13 protein-coding genes, 1 tRNA gene and 1 other RNA gene are annotated in these 16,355 nt (G+C 50.5%); 4 read left to right on the top strand and 11 right to left on the bottom strand.

Features of this window, described 5'->3' with window-relative positions:
• Positions 1-215: 215 nt before the first annotated feature.
• Positions 216-323 carry a type I toxin-antitoxin system toxin Ldr family protein gene (locus tag OGV80_RS07470; protein ID WP_043018663.1) on the bottom strand — a complete coding sequence of 36 codons (108 nt, stop codon included), beginning with the start codon at positions 321-323 and terminating at the stop codon, positions 216-218.
• A 426-nt stretch (positions 324-749) separates the two neighbouring features.
• On the opposite strand from OGV80_RS07470, the gene megL reads away from it, so the two are divergent.
• Together megL and OGV80_RS07480 are read left to right on the top strand one after the other, a co-directional pair.
• A complete protein-coding gene (megL, locus tag OGV80_RS07475; RefSeq protein WP_200008147.1) occupies positions 750-1,946 on the top strand; it encodes a methionine gamma-lyase in 1,197 nt (398 codons plus the stop codon).
• 116 nt (positions 1,947-2,062) lie between these two features.
• The gene (locus OGV80_RS07480) at positions 2,063-3,361 is read left to right on the top strand and encodes an aromatic amino acid transport family protein (protein WP_043018665.1); all 1,299 of its coding nucleotides are present in this window, start codon (positions 2,063-2,065) and stop codon (positions 3,359-3,361) included.
• Between the two features lie 35 nt (positions 3,362-3,396).
• Here the strand turns inward: OGV80_RS07480 and OGV80_RS07485 are convergent, their stop codons facing one another.
• The 7 genes from OGV80_RS07485 to OGV80_RS07515 form a co-directional block, all read right to left on the bottom strand.
• Positions 3,397-4,599: a sigma-54 interaction domain-containing protein gene (locus tag OGV80_RS07485; RefSeq protein ID WP_286514353.1), complete on the bottom strand. Its 1,203-nt coding sequence runs from the start codon at positions 4,597-4,599 to the stop codon at positions 3,397-3,399.
• A gap of 176 nt (positions 4,600-4,775) precedes the next feature.
• Positions 4,776-5,780, bottom strand: coding sequence for a dipeptide ABC transporter ATP-binding subunit DppF (dppF, locus tag OGV80_RS07490; RefSeq protein ID WP_043018667.1), 1,005 nt, complete (start codon positions 5,778-5,780; stop codon positions 4,776-4,778).
• Entirely contained in the window at positions 5,777-6,760 is a 984-nt protein-coding gene (gene dppD / locus OGV80_RS07495) for a dipeptide ABC transporter ATP-binding protein (protein ID WP_005133837.1), read from the bottom strand. Before dppD ends, dppF begins: the two co-directional genes overlap by 4 nt.
• Before the next feature lie 10 nt (positions 6,761-6,770).
• Positions 6,771-7,673 carry a dipeptide ABC transporter permease DppC gene (gene dppC / locus OGV80_RS07500; RefSeq protein ID WP_075145509.1) on the bottom strand — a complete coding sequence of 301 codons (903 nt, stop codon included), beginning with the start codon at positions 7,671-7,673 and terminating at the stop codon, positions 6,771-6,773.
• 9 nt (positions 7,674-7,682) lie between these two features.
• A complete protein-coding gene (dppB, locus tag OGV80_RS07505) occupies positions 7,683-8,702 on the bottom strand; it encodes a dipeptide ABC transporter permease DppB (protein WP_003837733.1) in 1,020 nt (339 codons plus the stop codon).
• Positions 8,703-8,868: 166 nt separating this feature from the next.
• Positions 8,869-10,476: a dipeptide ABC transporter periplasmic-binding protein DppA gene (gene dppA / locus OGV80_RS07510; protein ID WP_286514357.1), complete on the bottom strand. Its 1,608-nt coding sequence runs from the start codon at positions 10,474-10,476 to the stop codon at positions 8,869-8,871.
• Positions 10,391-10,627: a hypothetical protein gene (locus OGV80_RS07515; RefSeq protein ID WP_170974355.1), complete on the bottom strand. Its 237-nt coding sequence runs from the start codon at positions 10,625-10,627 to the stop codon at positions 10,391-10,393. Before OGV80_RS07515 ends, dppA begins: the two co-directional genes overlap by 86 nt.
• A gap of 563 nt (positions 10,628-11,190) precedes the next feature.
• Here OGV80_RS07515 and OGV80_RS07520 point away from each other — a divergent pair.
• Positions 11,191-12,558, top strand: coding sequence for a hypothetical protein (locus OGV80_RS07520; RefSeq protein WP_286514361.1), 1,368 nt, complete (start codon positions 11,191-11,193; stop codon positions 12,556-12,558).
• 324 nt (positions 12,559-12,882) lie between these two features.
• Entirely contained in the window at positions 12,883-14,244 is a 1,362-nt protein-coding gene (locus tag OGV80_RS07525) for a hypothetical protein (RefSeq protein ID WP_286514364.1), read from the top strand.
• Positions 14,245-14,317: 73 nt separating this feature from the next.
• Here the strand turns inward: OGV80_RS07525 and OGV80_RS07530 are convergent.
• The 3 genes from OGV80_RS07530 to eptB form a co-directional block, all read right to left on the bottom strand.
• A non-coding RNA gene (locus OGV80_RS07530) (RtT sRNA) lies at positions 14,318-14,449 on the bottom strand.
• Positions 14,450-14,483: 34 nt separating this feature from the next.
• Positions 14,484-14,560 (bottom strand) — tRNA-Pro (locus OGV80_RS07535).
• Between the two features lie 91 nt (positions 14,561-14,651).
• Complete coding sequence (gene eptB, locus OGV80_RS07540; protein WP_080625973.1) at positions 14,652-16,346, bottom strand: kdo(2)-lipid A phosphoethanolamine 7''-transferase; 1,695 nt, start codon at positions 16,344-16,346, stop codon at positions 14,652-14,654.
• Between the last annotated feature and the right edge of the window lie 9 nt (positions 16,347-16,355).

Consider the following 16,355-nt stretch of genomic DNA (forward strand, 5'->3'; position numbering starts at 1 on the left):
CACGGATAGACGAAACTGCCGTCAGAGTATACCCGATCGTGGCGGTATTAAGAGAGGCGGTATCTGAAAACTTCCCAGCATGCATTATCGCGACAGGATAGGCACCTGACGACGAGATTTATCTGCATTTAAGCCGAAAAAGGCCGCAAGGTCGCCCCTGCGGCCTGGTTCGGGCGCATGTTGCCATCGCGGCAGACAGACGCCCACAAAGCGCATTACTTCCTGTTACGCAGCCAGCTCACAATCAGGCTGGCAATAATGCCAGCGATGACTGGAGCCGCTAAATCGTGCCAGAAGGCCACGCCTAACTGTGCGAGCGTCATATAGCCGCCTGTGTTGCAATGGCAACTGTTCGCGGCTATCCTTAACTTGTCTGGAGTCAAGTTAGCCCCCGTTTTGTTGCCAGGTTTATACCGAACAACGTGCGGGGGTTTTCTCTTTCCAGCAACCGATGCCGCCGGGGATCAAGCCCCCGCAACATTGCGCCTCACCGGGAATTCCCGGCTTGCCGCTGATTCTACGGTAGCCCACTTGCCATATCACTGCGCAATATTCCGCTCTGCGTAGCGCCTCGCATTTCACCCTTTTTTCTCGCCAGTACGCTGGAAAGATTCTTGCCAGTTGGCAACATTCCTGCCGACTATCAATCCAGGAAAACACATAATCCATTGATATCTATTAATTCAATTTCTGGCACAGCGATTGCTATTTGAGTGTGAGCTGTTCTGTTCCGAATTAAAGGAGATATCATGTCTGACTGTCGTACTTACGGATTCAACACCCAGATCGTTCACGCGGGGCAACAACCCGACCCTTCAACTGGCGCGCTCAGTACGCCTATTTTCCAGACTTCAACGTTTGTTTTTGACAGCGCCGAACAAGGTGCCGCCCGCTTTGCGCTCGAAGAGTCCGGGTACATTTACACCCGCCTGGGTAACCCCACCACCGATGCGCTGGAGAAAAAGCTGGCGGTACTGGAAAGAGGTGAAGCCGGGCTGGCAACCGCGTCCGGTATTTCTGCCATCACCACAACGCTGCTGACGTTATGCCAGCAGGGCGACCATATTGTTTCCGCCAGCGCGATTTACGGCTGTACCCACGCGTTTTTGTCGCACAGCATGCCGAAGTTTGGCATTAACGTCAGCTTTGTCGATGCGGCTAAGCCTGAAGAAATTCGCGCCGCCATGCGTCCGGAAACCAAAGTGGTGTATATCGAAACACCCGCTAACCCGACGCTCTCATTGGTTGATATTGAAACGGTGGCCGGCATTGCCCATCAGCAAGGCGCATTGCTGATGGTGGATAACACCTTTATGTCGCCCTACTGTCAGCAGCCTTTGCAACTGGGCGCAGACATCGTGGTGCACAGCGTCACTAAATATATCAACGGCCACGGGGACGTGATTGGCGGCATCATTGTCGGCAAGCAGGAGTTTATCGACCAGGCTCGGTTTGTTGGTCTGAAAGATATCACCGGCGGCTGCATGAGTCCGTTCAACGCCTGGTTGACGCTGCGCGGCGTTAAAACGCTGGGTATTCGTATGGAGCGCCACTGTGAAAACGCGTTGAAAATCGCCCGCTTCCTCGAAGGGCATCCGTCCATTACCCGGGTCTATTATCCTGGCCTGTCTTCGCATCCGCAGTATGAGCTGGGTCAGCGGCAGATGAGCTTGCCAGGAGGAATCATCAGCTTCGAAATCGCTGGCGGCCTCGAGGCTGGCAGACGGATGATCAATTCTGTAGAATTGTGCCTCCTCGCGGTCAGTCTCGGTGATACCGAAACCCTCATTCAGCACCCAGCGTCTATGACACATTCGCCCGTTGCGCCAGAGGAGCGGCTTAAAGCAGGTATTACCGACGGGCTTATCCGTCTTTCTGTGGGTCTTGAAGATCCAGAAGATATTATTAACGACCTTGAACACGCCATCAGAAAGGCAACATTCTGACCATTATGACCTGAACCGACGCAGATCGGTTCAGGTTGTTGAGAATCAAGGCACAACAGTCTGGCAATACGCGCAATCCTGTTTCGGGGGAGCGCGTATTTTGGGCAGGGGGTTCTATGCAGGACAACACATTACAATTAAGCAACAATACAGCAACCGCCGTACCATTCTCAAAAAAAATACCGTTTACGAAATACGATTTTGGCTGGGTATTACTGTGCATCGGCATGGCCATTGGCGCCGGAACGGTACTGATGCCGGTACAAATAGGTTTAACAGGCATTTGGGTATTCATTGTCGCCTTTATTATTGCCTATCCGGCAACCTATATTGTGCAGGATATTTATTTAAAAACATTATCAGAAAGTGAAACCTGTAATGACTACACGGATATTATTAGTCATTATCTGGGAAAAAACTGGGGCGTATTTCTTGGCGTCATCTATTTTCTGATGATTATTCACGGCATATTTATTTATTCCTTATCCGTGGTTTTTGACAGCGCCTCATATATCAAAACCTTCGGCTTGACCGAGGCCGATCTTTCACAGTCGATAATCTACAAAGTGGCCATTTTTGCCGTGCTGGTCGCCATTGCTTCCGGAGGAGAAAAACTGCTGTTCAAAATCTCCGGTCCGATGGTGGTAGTCAAAGTGGGTATCATCATCGTGTTTGGTTTTGCGATGGTTCCGCACTGGAACTTCGCTAATATCAGCGCATTCCCTGAAGCATCGGTCTTCTTTCGCGACGTGCTGCTGACCATCCCGTTCTGCTTCTTCTCAGCGGTGTTTATTCAGGTGTTGAACCCAATGAACATCGCCTACCGCAAACGGGTGGCGGATCGGGTGCTGGCCACGCGTATGGCAATCCGTACGCATCGGATCAGTTACATTACGCTGATTGCGGTCATTCTGTTTTTCTCTTTCTCTTTTACCTTTTCCATTAGCCATGAAGAGGCCGTTTCGGCCTTTGAACAAAATATTTCCGCACTGGCGCTGGCGGCGCAGGTCATTCCAGGGCAAATTATTCATATCACCTCCACGGTGCTGAATATCTTCGCCGTATTAACCGCATTCTTTGGTATTTATCTGGGGTTCCACGAGGCGATTAAAGGTATTATTCTTAACGTTCTGAGTCGCGTTATTGACGTCGAGAAAATTAATCCCCTGGTGCTTACACTGGGTATTTGCACCTTTATTGTTATCACCCTGGTCATTTGGGTATCATTTCGCGTCTCGGTACTGGTGTTCTTCCAGTTGGGTAGCCCACTGTACGGGATTGTGTCGTGTATTATTCCGTTTTTCCTGATCTATAAAGTAACGCAACTGGAAAAACTGCGCGGGCTGAAAACCTGGCTCATCCTGCTGTACGGGATCCTACTGTGCCTGTCGCCATTATTGAAGCTGATTGAATAATCCACGTATACTGCGCCGTCAGTCACTGGCGGCGCTTAATCCACACTCTCCAGTTGATAGCTGCGAATTTTATTCAACACCGTCGTATGCGACACCCCCAGCGCTTTAGCGATATGCCGCGACGACACATTCTCTTCCACCATCTGTTCAATAAGCTGACGTTCAGCACACAAAACCTGTTCTTTAAAAGGACGTTCCGTTGGGGCTTGCTCAACGGCGGGCAAATTCACCATCCCTAATTCTTCCCGCGTAATAACATCGGATTCCGCCATCAGCATCAGGCGAATAATGGTATTTTCCAGTTCACGCACGTTTCCCGGCCAGCTGTGATGATGCAGGGCATCAAAGCAGGCTTTATCCAGAATGATCCGCCGCTGGAATTCCTTCGCGTATTTCTGCACAAAGTGGCGAATCAGCAGGCTGATGTCCTGCGGACGCTCCCGCAAAGGCGGAATAGTCAGTGAAAGTACGTTGATGCGGTAATAGAGATCCGCGCGCAGCAGACGTTGTTCCACCCTCTCTTCCAGATTGGCGTTGGTGGCCACAATAATGCGCACATTGACCGGAATAATTTGCGCCCCGCCAACGCGACGGATCCCGCCATCCTGAAGAACACGCAGTAATTTAGCCTGTAAACTCAGCGGCATTTCGCCAAATTCATCGAGAAAAAGGGTGCCTTTATCGGCCATTTCAAACAGCCCTTTTTTGCCTTTACCGTCTGCGCCGCTAAAAGCCCCTTTCTCGTAGCCAAAGAATTCACTCTCCATTAGCGACTCAGGTAGCGCAGAGCAGTTGACCGGAATAAACGGATAAAAACGTCGCTGCCCGGAATTATGGATAGCCCGGGCCAACAGCTCTTTGCCGGTACCCGTATCGCCGCGGATCAGAACAGTGTATTTGCTGTCGGCAATTTTTATCGCCTTTTCGATAAGCAAGCGCATGCTCTGGCTGCTGCAAATAATGTCAGAGAAATAGCGCGGGCGTTCCGGCTCAGACATCGACAGCTCGCTTATCTCTTCGCACAGGTAAGCGACGTTAATAATATCGGTGCGCTGGCTTAAACAGGATTGCACGCAGGAAATATCCTGTAACTGGCGGCACCAGGATTTAATCAGGATCCGTCCAGGCGTGACTTTCATCGAGATGATATTGATATCGCAGCAGGAAAATTCCTTCAGGACATCCTCAACCATCGACAGACGATCAATTGTTTTAATATCCCAGCGTATCGTGACCACATTTGCTCCTGATAGTTAGCAACTGCGACACAGATATTTCTGTGACGAGAGAAAATCTGACTACATTTTAGACGCTATGGAATAATGTTCTGCCAGAGGACTCACATTGTGGGCGTAAAAACAAAATATAAAAAAACCGGAGCACAAGGCTCCGGTTATTGGGTCATAACCCACGTTTATTGCTGCGGGTTTTCATCCTGGTCAACGGCGAAACAGGCGACCAGTTGACCGCCGTAATCTTTCAACTGCGGCTGAAGCTGGGTACACGGACCAAAGCGACGACGGCAGCGCGCGTTGAACGCACAGCCCGGCGGCGGATTCAGCGGGCTTGGCAGCTCACCGGTCAGCTTGATACGCTCACGACGATCGTCAGGGTTCAGGCGCGGCGTTGCGGAAAGCAGCGCCTGCGTGTACGGATGACGCGGATTATTGAAGATCTGATCCTTCGTTCCTTTTTCCACACAGCGGCCTAAGTACATCACCATCACTTCATCGGCAATGTGCTCAACTACCGACAGGTCGTGGGAGATGAAGACGTATGACAACCCCAGTTCCTGCTGCAAGTCCATCATCAGGTTTAGCACCTGCGCACGAACGGAAACGTCCAGCGCCGAGACCGGTTCGTCGGCAATCACCACGTCCGGGTCAAGCATCAGCCCACGAGCGATGGCAATACGCTGACGCTGGCCGCCGGAGAACATGTGCGGATAGCGATCGTAGTGCTCAGTTTTCAGCCCCACTTTCGCCATCATCGCCAGCGCCTTTTCACGACGCTGCTCTTTGCTCAGCGTGGAGTTGATTAGCAGCGGCTCTTCCAGAATCTGCCCGACTTTTTTACGCGGGTTCAGGGAACCGTACGGGTTCTGGAACACAATCTGGATTTTCTGCCGACGCAGCTTCTGCGCCTGCGGGTCGTGCTTAAGCAGATCCTGCCCCTGGTAATACAGCTCACCGCCGGTCGGAACTTCAATCATTGTCAGCAGGCGGCCAAGGGTGGATTTCCCACACCCCGACTCTCCGACCACCGCCAATGTTTTACCGCGTTCTAAGGTAAAGGAGACACCGTCCAGCGCTTTCACCAGGCGTTCCGGGGCGAACATGCCCTTTTTCACCGGGTAGTGTTTTTTCAGGTCAATTGCCTGCAACAGCGGCTGTGGCAAAGCGGCCTTTTGCGTACTCATAGCCCAGGCCTCCCGGCATCATCAAGTGGGTAGTGGCATTTCGACTGACGACCGCCTTCCAGCAGGTTCAGTTCAGGTTCTTCAGCGCGGCATTTGTCGGTCGCATAGGGGCAGCGCGGATTCAGCAAACAGCCGTTCGGGCGGTCATATTTACCGGGCACCACGCCCGGCAACGAAGCCAGACGCGCTTTATCCTGAGCAAACTCCGGCAACGCGCGCAGCAACGCCTGGGTATACGGGTGACGCGGCGCGCGGAAAATATCCTGCGCGGCCCCGGTTTCCACAACCTGCCCGGCGTACATCACGATAATTTTGTGCGCTGCTTCGGCCACCAGCGCCAGATCGTGCGTAATCAAGACCAGCGCCATGTTCTCTTTTTGCTGCAACTCCAGCAGCAGCTCGATGATTTGCGCCTGAATAGTCACATCCAGCGCCGTGGTCGGTTCGTCGGCAATCAGCAGCTTTGGACGACAGGCTATCGCCATCGCGATCATGACGCGCTGGCTCATCCCACCGGACAACTGGTGCGGATATACATCCAGACGCGAGGCCGGATCGGGGATCCCGACCAGCGTCAGCAGGTCAATCGCCCGCTGAATACGCGTTTTTTTGTTGCCGCCCTGGTGCACCTTGATGGCTTCCATAATCTGGTAACCAACGGTATAGCACGGGTTAAGGCTGGTCATCGGGTCCTGGAAGATCATCGCGACTTCCGCGCCCACTAACTGGCGACGCTCTTTCTCAGAGATGCGCTTCAGGTCGCGACCATTAAATTCCAGATTTTCGGCCATTACCCGGCCTGGGTAGTCAATCAATCCCATAATCGCCAGCGAGCTGACGGACTTACCAGAGCCTGACTCCCCAACAATGCCAACCACTTCACCCTGGTTCACACTGTAGCTAATGCGGTCTACGGCGCGGAATTCGGAACCGACATCGCCGAAATGCACCGATAATTTATCTACATTTAATAACGCCATCTCGAACCTCTTACTGCTTCAGTTTGGGATCGAGCGCGTCACGCAGACCGTCACCCATCAGGTTAAATGCCAGCACCGTCAGCAGGATTGCCAGCCCCGGGAAGGTCACGACCCACCAGGCGCTTTGCGCAAACTGCAACACGTCAGAGAGCATGGTGCCCCATTCCGGCGTAGGCGGCTGTGCGCCCATCCCCAGGAAGCCGAGAGCAGCCATATCGAGAATGGCGTTAGAGAAACCCAGCGACGCCTGAACAATCAGCGGCGCAAGACAGTTAGGAAGAATATTGACGAACATCTGGCGCATCGCACCGGCTCCCGCCACGCGGGATGCGGTGACGTAGTCGCGGTTAACTTCCACAAGGACAGCGGCGCGCGTCAGACGTACATAGTGCGGCAATGCCACGAACGTCAGCGCCAGCGCGGCGTTGCCAATCGAGGGGCCAAACACCGCCACCAGCACCAGCGCCAGTAACAGGCTCGGCAACGCCAGCATGATATCGACCACACGCATAATGACGTTATCGACAATCCCGCCAAAGTAGCCGGCGATAAGCCCGAGAATCACGCCCATCAGCAGGGAGAGCACCACCACCAGACAGCCGACCAGCAGCGACAGACGCGCACCGTACATCAGGCGGGACAGCACATCGCGGCCCACATCATCTGTACCAAACAGATGCGCCATGGTACCGCCTTCCTGCCACGCAGGTGGTGCCAGCAGCGCATCACGGAACTGCTCAGCCGGATTATACGGGGCGAGAACATTCGCAAAGACCGCAATCAGAATCATGATGACAACATAAACCAGCCCGACAACCGCGCCTTTGTTGCGTTTAAAATAGTGCCAGAACTCCTGCAGCGGAGTCATTGGCACCGGTGCAGCAATAACTTTATTTTCAGTAACCTGTGACATGATGGCCCCTTACTTCTTATGCCGAATACGCGGGTTCACCACGCCGTACAGCAGGTCTACCAGCAGGTTGACGAGAATAATCATCGTCGCGACCAGCAGCACCCCGCCCTGCACCACCGGATAATCACGGCGTTGCAGCGCATCGATCAGCCAGCGCCCCAGCCCCGGCCAGGAGAAGATAGTTTCGGTCAGGATCGCCCCAGCCAGCAGCGTACCGACCTGCAGGCCGATTACGGTTACCACGGGCAGCATCGCGTTACGCAGAGCGTGAATGATGATGACGCGCATACGGGTCAGGCCTTTGGCGCGCGCGGTGCGAATGTAATCCTCGCCCAGCACTTCCAGCATCGATGAACGGGTCATACGCACAATGACCGCCAGAGGAATGGTACCCAGCACCATCGCCGGCAGAACCATATGCGCCAACGCATCAATAAAGTTGCCCTCTTCCCCCCAGATGGCGGTGTCTATCAGCATAAAACCGGTCAGGGGATTGGAGTCATCAAGGAACACCATGTCGCTCACCCGACCGGAAACCGGCGTCAGGTTCCACTGCACGGAAACCAGCATGATCAGCATCATGCCCCACCAGAAGATCGGCATGGAGTAACCGGTCAGCGCCAGGCCAACGGCGGTGTGATCGAAAATAGAGCCGCGCTTCACAGCAGCAAGTACGCCCACCGGAATACCCACCGCAACGGCGAAAATCATCGCGCAGACGCCGAGTTCCAGCGTTGCTTTAAAGCGAGGAACGAACTCTTCCCATACCGGTAAGCGGCTTTTCAGCGAGATACCTAAGTCACCATGCATAACCCCCCAGATATAGTGGAGGTACTGCTGCCACATCGGTTTATCCAGACCGAGTTCAGCCAACAGTTGAGCATGACGCTCAGGGGAGATTCCACGTTCACCCGCCATGATCATTACCGGATCGCCGGGGATCATATGGACGAAGGCAAAAGTGAGAAGAGTGATACCGATAAACGTGGGGATGACGAGTCCCAAACGTCGGAGAATGAACTGCAACATAACCCGGATTCTCTCTAATGACACACGGCCTGGAACCGTGAGTCTGTATTGCTCACAAATCTTATCCCACGCAAACTGCATCGCGGGTAAAGCATTACGCCGGATGGCGCTGCGCTTATCCGGCCTACACAATACCGGGGCGCAGCGCTTCCTTAATTGCTTTTAATTATTCGACAGAAACGTTTTCGAAGTGGTGTTTGCCCAATGGATCAACCACATAGCCTTTCACTTCTTTACGCACTGGTTCGTACACGGTGGAGTGAGCAACAATCAGAGCCGGAGCCTGATCGTGCATAACTACCTGCGCTTGCTTGTACAGTTCAATACGTTTGTTGTGATCGTCAGTCGCACGCGCCGGCTGAATCAGGTCTTCAAACGGCTTGTAGCACCAGCGAGAGTAGTTGGAACCGTCTTTCGCTGCCGCACAGCTGAACAGGGTGGCGAAGAAGTTGTCCGGATCCCCATTGTCACCGGTCCAGCCCATCATCACCGCCTGATGCTCACCCGCTTTGGCGCGTTTCAGATACTCGCCCCACTCGTAGGTCACAATTTTGGCCTGAACGCCAATTTTCGCCCAGTCGGCCTGAACCATCTCCGCCATACGGCGAGCGTTCGGGTTGTACGGACGCTGTACCGGCATCGCCCACAGCTCAACGGTAAAGCCTTTATCCTGACCGGCTTCCTTCAGCAGCGCTTTGGCTTTCTCAGGGTCGTAGGTGTAGTCTTTAACGTCGTCGTTATAGCCCCACATGGTCGGCGGGATCAGGTTCTTCGCGGCGACGCCAGCGCCCTGATAAACCGCTTTAATGATGGCTTCTTTGTTCACCGCGTAGGTCAACGCCTGACGGACTTTCACGTCATCAAACGGTTTCTTCTCGGTGTTGAAAGAGAGGTAGCCAACGTTCAGACCGGCCTGCTCCATCAGGTTGATGTTTTTATCCTGCTTCATGCGCGCGATGTCTGCCGGGTTCGGGTACGGCATCACCTGGCACTCGTTCTTCTGCAGCTTGGCGTAACGCACGGAAGCGTCAGGCGTAATGGAGAAGACCAGACGGTCGATCTGCGGCTTGGTGCCCCAGTAACCTTCGAATGCTTTATACAGAATACGGGAGTCTTTCTGGTACTGCTGCAGCTGGAATGGACCGGTACCGATAGGGTTCAGATCCACTTTCTCCGGGGAACCGGCTTTCAGCATGTTATCCGCATATTCTTTGGAAAGAATAGAAGCGAAGTCCATCGCCAGGTCAGCCAGGAACGGTGCTTCCGGACGAGTCAGGACGAACTGAACGGTTTTATCGTCCACTTTTTTCACTTCGGCGATCAGATCTGGCAGACCCATCCCTTCGAAGTATTCATAGCTGCCGCCGGACACTTTGTGGTACGGATTCTGGGCATTTTTCTGACGATCGAAAGAGAACACCACGTCATCGGCGTTTAAATCGCGCGTCGGTTTGAAATCTTTGTTGTCTTGCCACTTCACGCCCTGGCGCAGGTGGAAGGTATAGGTTTTACCGTCTTCGCTGATTTCCCACTTCTCAGCAAGGCCCGGGATGACTTCAGTTGTACCCGTTTTGAACTCAACCAGGCGGTTATAGATCGGTACGGAGCTGGCATCATAGGTGGTGCCAGAGGTGAAAAGCTGCGGGTTAAAGCCTTCAGGAGATCCTTCTGAACAATAAACCAGAGTTTTAGCCTGTACGCTTGCGGCGCAGGTCATGGCCACCAGGCTCAGACCAAGCTTCAGCATCCCTGACTTCTTCAAGGAAATACTCATTCTTCTGCTCCAAATGTGATGTTTGTTGTTTTACCCTTTGCAGTGGGTTTGCACCGCCTGGCCTTTTTTGTTTTTTACCCGGCCGGGTCGGCGTTAAGAGGATGGGGATTCCGTTCACATAAGCGACTGAGTTGCAGTGCGGATTCTCCATGAAATGCCCCTCATGCCCTACAATCTGTCAACAGAATGTGTAAACGTCAATAAGGGAGCCTTGATTTACACGGAGGATGAGAAATCCCGAACAAAGATAAAAAAAACATTTCTGAAACATTTCCAGCAGGGAAATTTATGCTACGCCCTCTGACTCAGCATAAAAAACCAAACATATTGCAACACTTAGAGTATAAATTTTACGCAGATTATGAAAAATAACTCACATTTTGCTGAATATGTGAGCATGACCTTCTGTGAACGTTAAAACGCACAGGTGAAAATGCTACTTTCAGACATAAGTTCAGACACCTTTCTCAGCGCAAGCTCATACATAAAATCAATAGAAGATGTCACAAAATGGCACGTTATCCTCACTAGCCGACATCATCTCCTCTCGTAAAATCTCACAGCATCATTGAGGGGATGGCGTTCCGCTATAAATATATAAATAAAGCCATTTTTATCTGATGTGATTTCATTCATTGCTGTTACCTCCATTAAATTTGATTCACGGCCATCAATCCGCCGTATCCGAAATTAAATATGAAATGGAGAAATACAATGAGCGACATGATTTTTTATACTGAAGCTAATTTTCAGGGAGAGAGTTTCACTTTATCATCACGTGACACTATTAACTTATTTTTAGTTAAAACGTGGAATTTTCGTTCGGCAAAGCTGAATGGCAATAAATTGTTTACTACCGTGACTTTTGAAACCTACGATCCCGTAGGTACCAAGGAGATGTATTTCAATGAAGACATTACCGATTTTACTACTATTATCGGTGACACGGCGAATGTACTCAAAATCAATGCCATTAACTTGCTTAGTAACGATATCATCGTAAGCATGGAATCAACAACAGCCTTTGCAGGATATTGCTCTCAGGGAGACGCTTGGGCTCCAGGCACTACAAATAATACTGGAGTCTGCTATGACCAGTATTCGACAGAAACTATTCCGGGTACAATGGCAATTATGAATCCGGACAGCTTAACAACACTCAAAATGACCCTGAGCTCATATACCAGACCAATTCGTCTCGCTGAAAAGCTAACAAATACGACAGTTGGAATGGATACACCACTTACGCTCAACTATGATTCAGTCGATAAATCACTTTCTGTCGATTTTACAAGTGATGTTATCACTCTCAGCGTAGATAAATTTGACGATTACCACTTTATGGTGCGCTTCCGCTTCCAGCCCAAGGGCGACATTCATGTTTGTTACTACCCTGGTGACGAGTATCGTGGAGCTATTGATATTCAGCTTGAAAACACTCTGGCAGAACTCCGTGACGCTGATGGAAACTTTATTTATAACTCAGCAAAACTGATTCATGATGTTAACTATCCATTCTATTGGGCGCAAACCACTTATAACCCTGGTGATGCAAATTATGATTTCAGCACCTATAAGAGCCAGGTTATTACCGATGGCGTACCCAATTTAGGCGCCATTTTTGATTCTACGACCTCAAACGCAGTGAGATCCATAGTCAGTGCAAACGTCATTCCGGTTTTCCTACGCCTGACCAATACCACCAACCCGAATGACTGGAAGGGCTTTGTCATTGAGAGCGAGTTTGCAACATCAATGTTAGTGGAAAACACACAGCCGACTGTCTACACCACCTTCTGCTCAAACAATCCAGCCCGAACCCAGCCGGGGATGATGTGCGTCACCTCTTATGAGGACCAGCGCCAGGATTACCGCATTTGTTTCTTACGCTATGGCTCTCTGGATGAAACGGATTCCACTGCGACCTGGAAGGGTACAACATCGGTTAATATTGATTATGCTTCGAGTGATACCCTCACGCTATCTCTGGGTAGTGATGCTCCTGCAGATTGGGTGATTACAGCCGTAACACGTGGTGAGGACTGCTGGTACGTTGATCTGAGCGGCTCTGTTCCTGCCTGATAGGCAATCATCTTCTTTTATAAGACGACAAAAGCCTCATCGATTCTCTGATGAGGCTTTTTTTATGCTTTCAAACTTATCTTCAGTTCGCATTATAAGGGGCAAAACCTGAGTGAAAATTGTCGCGTTGGCCTCAACAGCCGACATCAACATCTCCCATTAAATCCTACAGCATCATAGAGGAAGTTGCCTTTTTCTATAAAAATTATAAATAAACCGATTTTTATCTAATGTGATTTTATTTAACCCTGCTTTCTCCATTAAATTTGATTCGCGGACAACAATCTACCGCAGTAAAAATTAAATATGAAATGGAGAAATATAATGAGCGATATGATTTTTTATACTGAAACTAACTTTCAGGGCACATCCATTACCCTGCCAGTGCACAAGGTATTAGATGTCTTTGAGTATGGTATCTGGGCATTTCGTTCGGTTAAAGTAAACGGGAATAAACTTTTTCTTCAGAGTATCGATGCTGTTCAGGAAAATGAATATGTTGTCCCTTACCGTTCAGAGCTTTTTATTAATGAGGATGTCAGCGACCTGACCGTACTGACAAATAATATTGAGAACTTATCTGGCGTTTTTGCAATTTCCCTACCTGAAAATGAAATTATTGTCAGCATGGATGTGACTAACAAACTGAATAACTTCAGAACATCTATAGATTCATATGTTTCATCATTACCCCATATTAACACGGATTGTTATTTTAATCATACCCAGCAAAACATCCCTGGCGTGATGGTTTTTTTAAACCCAGAAACGCAGCTTTCTGAGTCTACCTCACTGACTGCCGAGGCTACGACGGCCAAATATCCCTATGACTGTCAATTCAGTTACGATAAATTGGCCAGCGTTACCGTCACTTATTTACCTGAATCAGAGACGATTACCCTAACGCCAGATGTCAGTGTATTGCCCTATACAATTGAGAAATTAAGTGACAACCATTTTATTGTTCACTATGAATATATTGTGGAAAACTACAACCATAGTTATTTTTACGATCAAGAGGAATATCGCGGTGACATGGCAGTTTTAAGCACTCAGTTCAGCGTGAATTTAAAAGATGATGCAAATAACTGGCTGTACCAATCAGCATCAATTTTTAGTACAGCAAATTCACCGCTGTTTTTTTTCACAACACCTTACCCTACAGATGGCGTAGGTTTTGACTTCAATGAGTTCCGCAATTTAATCACCAATACAGGTGTGGATAATATTCCTGTCGCATTAAACCATACTTCCGCTGCTGTAACCGCAGTTTATACAAGTAATGCCGTGCCGGTTTTTGTGCGCCTGACGAACACAGTAGACGCCGATAACTGGAAAGGTTTTGTCCTCCAAAGCGAGTTTATTACCGATCTCATCCAATTCGACCAGCGAGATTATTCCTCATTTTGCATGAGCAAACCGGATACCCAGCCAGGCTTGCTGTGCATTGCCCCCTATAGCGCCTCTAAACTTGATTACCATGAATGCAACCTGCGTTATGGTTCGCTGAGTGAGGATGGCTCGACCGTCACCTGGACCGGCGACTGCGGGCTTATCATCGAAAATGCTTCAACCGATGAATTAAACGTTTCACTACTGAATGCCCCGGCTGACTGGGAAATCACAGCGGTAACGCGCGGTGATGACGGCTGGTACGTTGATCTGAGCGGTTCAGCCGTTGCCTGATGGCGTTTCTCTTATCAGGCCTGGAAATGCCACTAAAGCAAAAAACCCTGCTCGTTGAGCAGGGTTTTGAATTTGGTCGGTGATAGAGGATTACTCGCCACTGCGTGGCTCGCCCTGCGGCCGTTGCTGACGCAACGTTCTCTCACTACGCTCGAGTCGAACCTCTTGCCCCCGGAGGTTCTCATCCTCGTGGATTCCTGAATGCAAAAAGCCCGCTCAAAGAGCGGGCTTTTCTAATTTGGTCGGTGATAGAGGATTCGAACCTCCGACCCCTTCGTCCCGAACGAAGTGCGCTACCAGGCTGCGCCAATCACCGAATGCGGGGCGCATCTTACTGCTCAGCAGCGCGCCCGTCAATCCCTTAGCATCAAAATGCCATTTGATCGGTGAGAAAGTCAGCAGCCCAATTACTGAGCCTTAACCTTCTTCGCGTCCGGAATGCGGCACCAGTTGTTATTCTCGTTAATACCGCCATTTGGCGAGGTATAACCGAGGCAACCCAAAATAGTGTCGTACAGTTCCACATGACGACGCGGCACCTTCATATCAGCTTCTTGCTTCAGATGTGCAAACGCCTTCGCATGGTCTGGGTCTTCCAGATATTTGTCTGACATCCACACCAACATAGGAACGCGGAACTGCTCTGGCGGCGCCATTTTACGCGGCGTACCGTGCAGGTGCTCACGCTCGTTAATCGACTCACCGTGGTCGGCGGCGTAGAACACAATCGCTTTCTTATCGCGCAGTTGATCGAACACTTTGGTAATAAAGTGATCAACATAGGTTACCGAGTTATCAAACGAGTTGATCATCTCGGCCTTCGAGCAGCCGCTATCAACATTGACACACTCCGGCTTCCATTGCGCATATTCGCGGGTATAGCGCTGAGTGTAGTTAAAATGGGAGCCTTTGGTGTGCAGAATAATCAGATGCTTGTCACCATCTTCATTATTCTGCAAAGACTGCTGCATCTCGGTAATCAGCAGCATATCGTCAACGTTTTTGCCACGGTTACGCGGCTCAGCGCCAATCTGCTCACGGTAAGCGATGTTCTCCGCCATGGTATTACTGTAGAACCACATCTCGCTTTGCATCGCGTAGAGGTCGGTCTTGAACCCTAACTGGCTGAGCACAGCAAAGACGTTTTGCTCTTTCAGGGTACGCTGCGGGTTTTCTTCCGCCCCGCCCTGACGTACAAACATACAGCGCAGCGAAAGTTTAGTTGCCGTATCGCAGGAATATCCCCGGAATGCGGCCAAATTTTTCTCCTGGGCGAGTCTTGGCGTGGTATTGCGCTCATAGCCAAAAATCCCCATATGATCCCAACGCGTGGTTTCCCCGATAATAAAGACCACATAGGTGTCGTCGAGATTTTTGGGCGCAACGTAGGTGAACTTCTTCGCCGGGTTCATCAGCGATTTGTTGTCTGAAGATTCATCCACCTGTGCCCAGGCGTACAGACCCAGCGCTGAGAGCCAGTTTGACGGCAAATAAGAGTTCGCCACAACCCCGCCATAGCTGGGTAGATCGATCCCCGTTTCACGTTCAACGCTTCTCTGTTGCATGCTCAGCAGGCGAATCGGCGCCCATACCAGCAGGCCAGCTAACAATACTACCCCCACGCTACGCCATCTCATACCCGGTGTACGAATCTGTCTCATCAGGGTATAGCGGCAGCGGTTACTCCAGATCAGCACCAATGGGATAATACTGACCGAAACCAGCCACACGATGAAATGCCAGCCGACGACTTCTTTCGATAAATCAATATCCGTGGTCATAACGGAGGCGATAATGCCGTAGCCAATTACCACGTTCAGGAAGGTCATATAATAACTGGCGCCGGCAGAACACAGCACCACAAAGGTTGCCAGCACACGCCAGGCGCGTCGGCCAAATAACGAGAGAAGTCGGAGTAAAAAGAAGGTCACCAGCACAGTGCCGGCCAATTCAACAACCGCGGAGAGTCCTTTCCAGACGGTAAACTCGTGCGCATATCCGCTAAAGCGACGGAAAAATACAGCACAGTTCATAAACAAACCGATATAGATTGCCAGCAAGAAACTGAGTTTCTGCTGCGTCATCGACTTAATGTATCTCATGCAAACAAA

The organism is Citrobacter sp. Ce119, assembly GCF_030334525.1.
Lineage (GTDB): Bacteria > Pseudomonadota > Gammaproteobacteria > Enterobacterales > Enterobacteriaceae > Citrobacter > Citrobacter europaeus.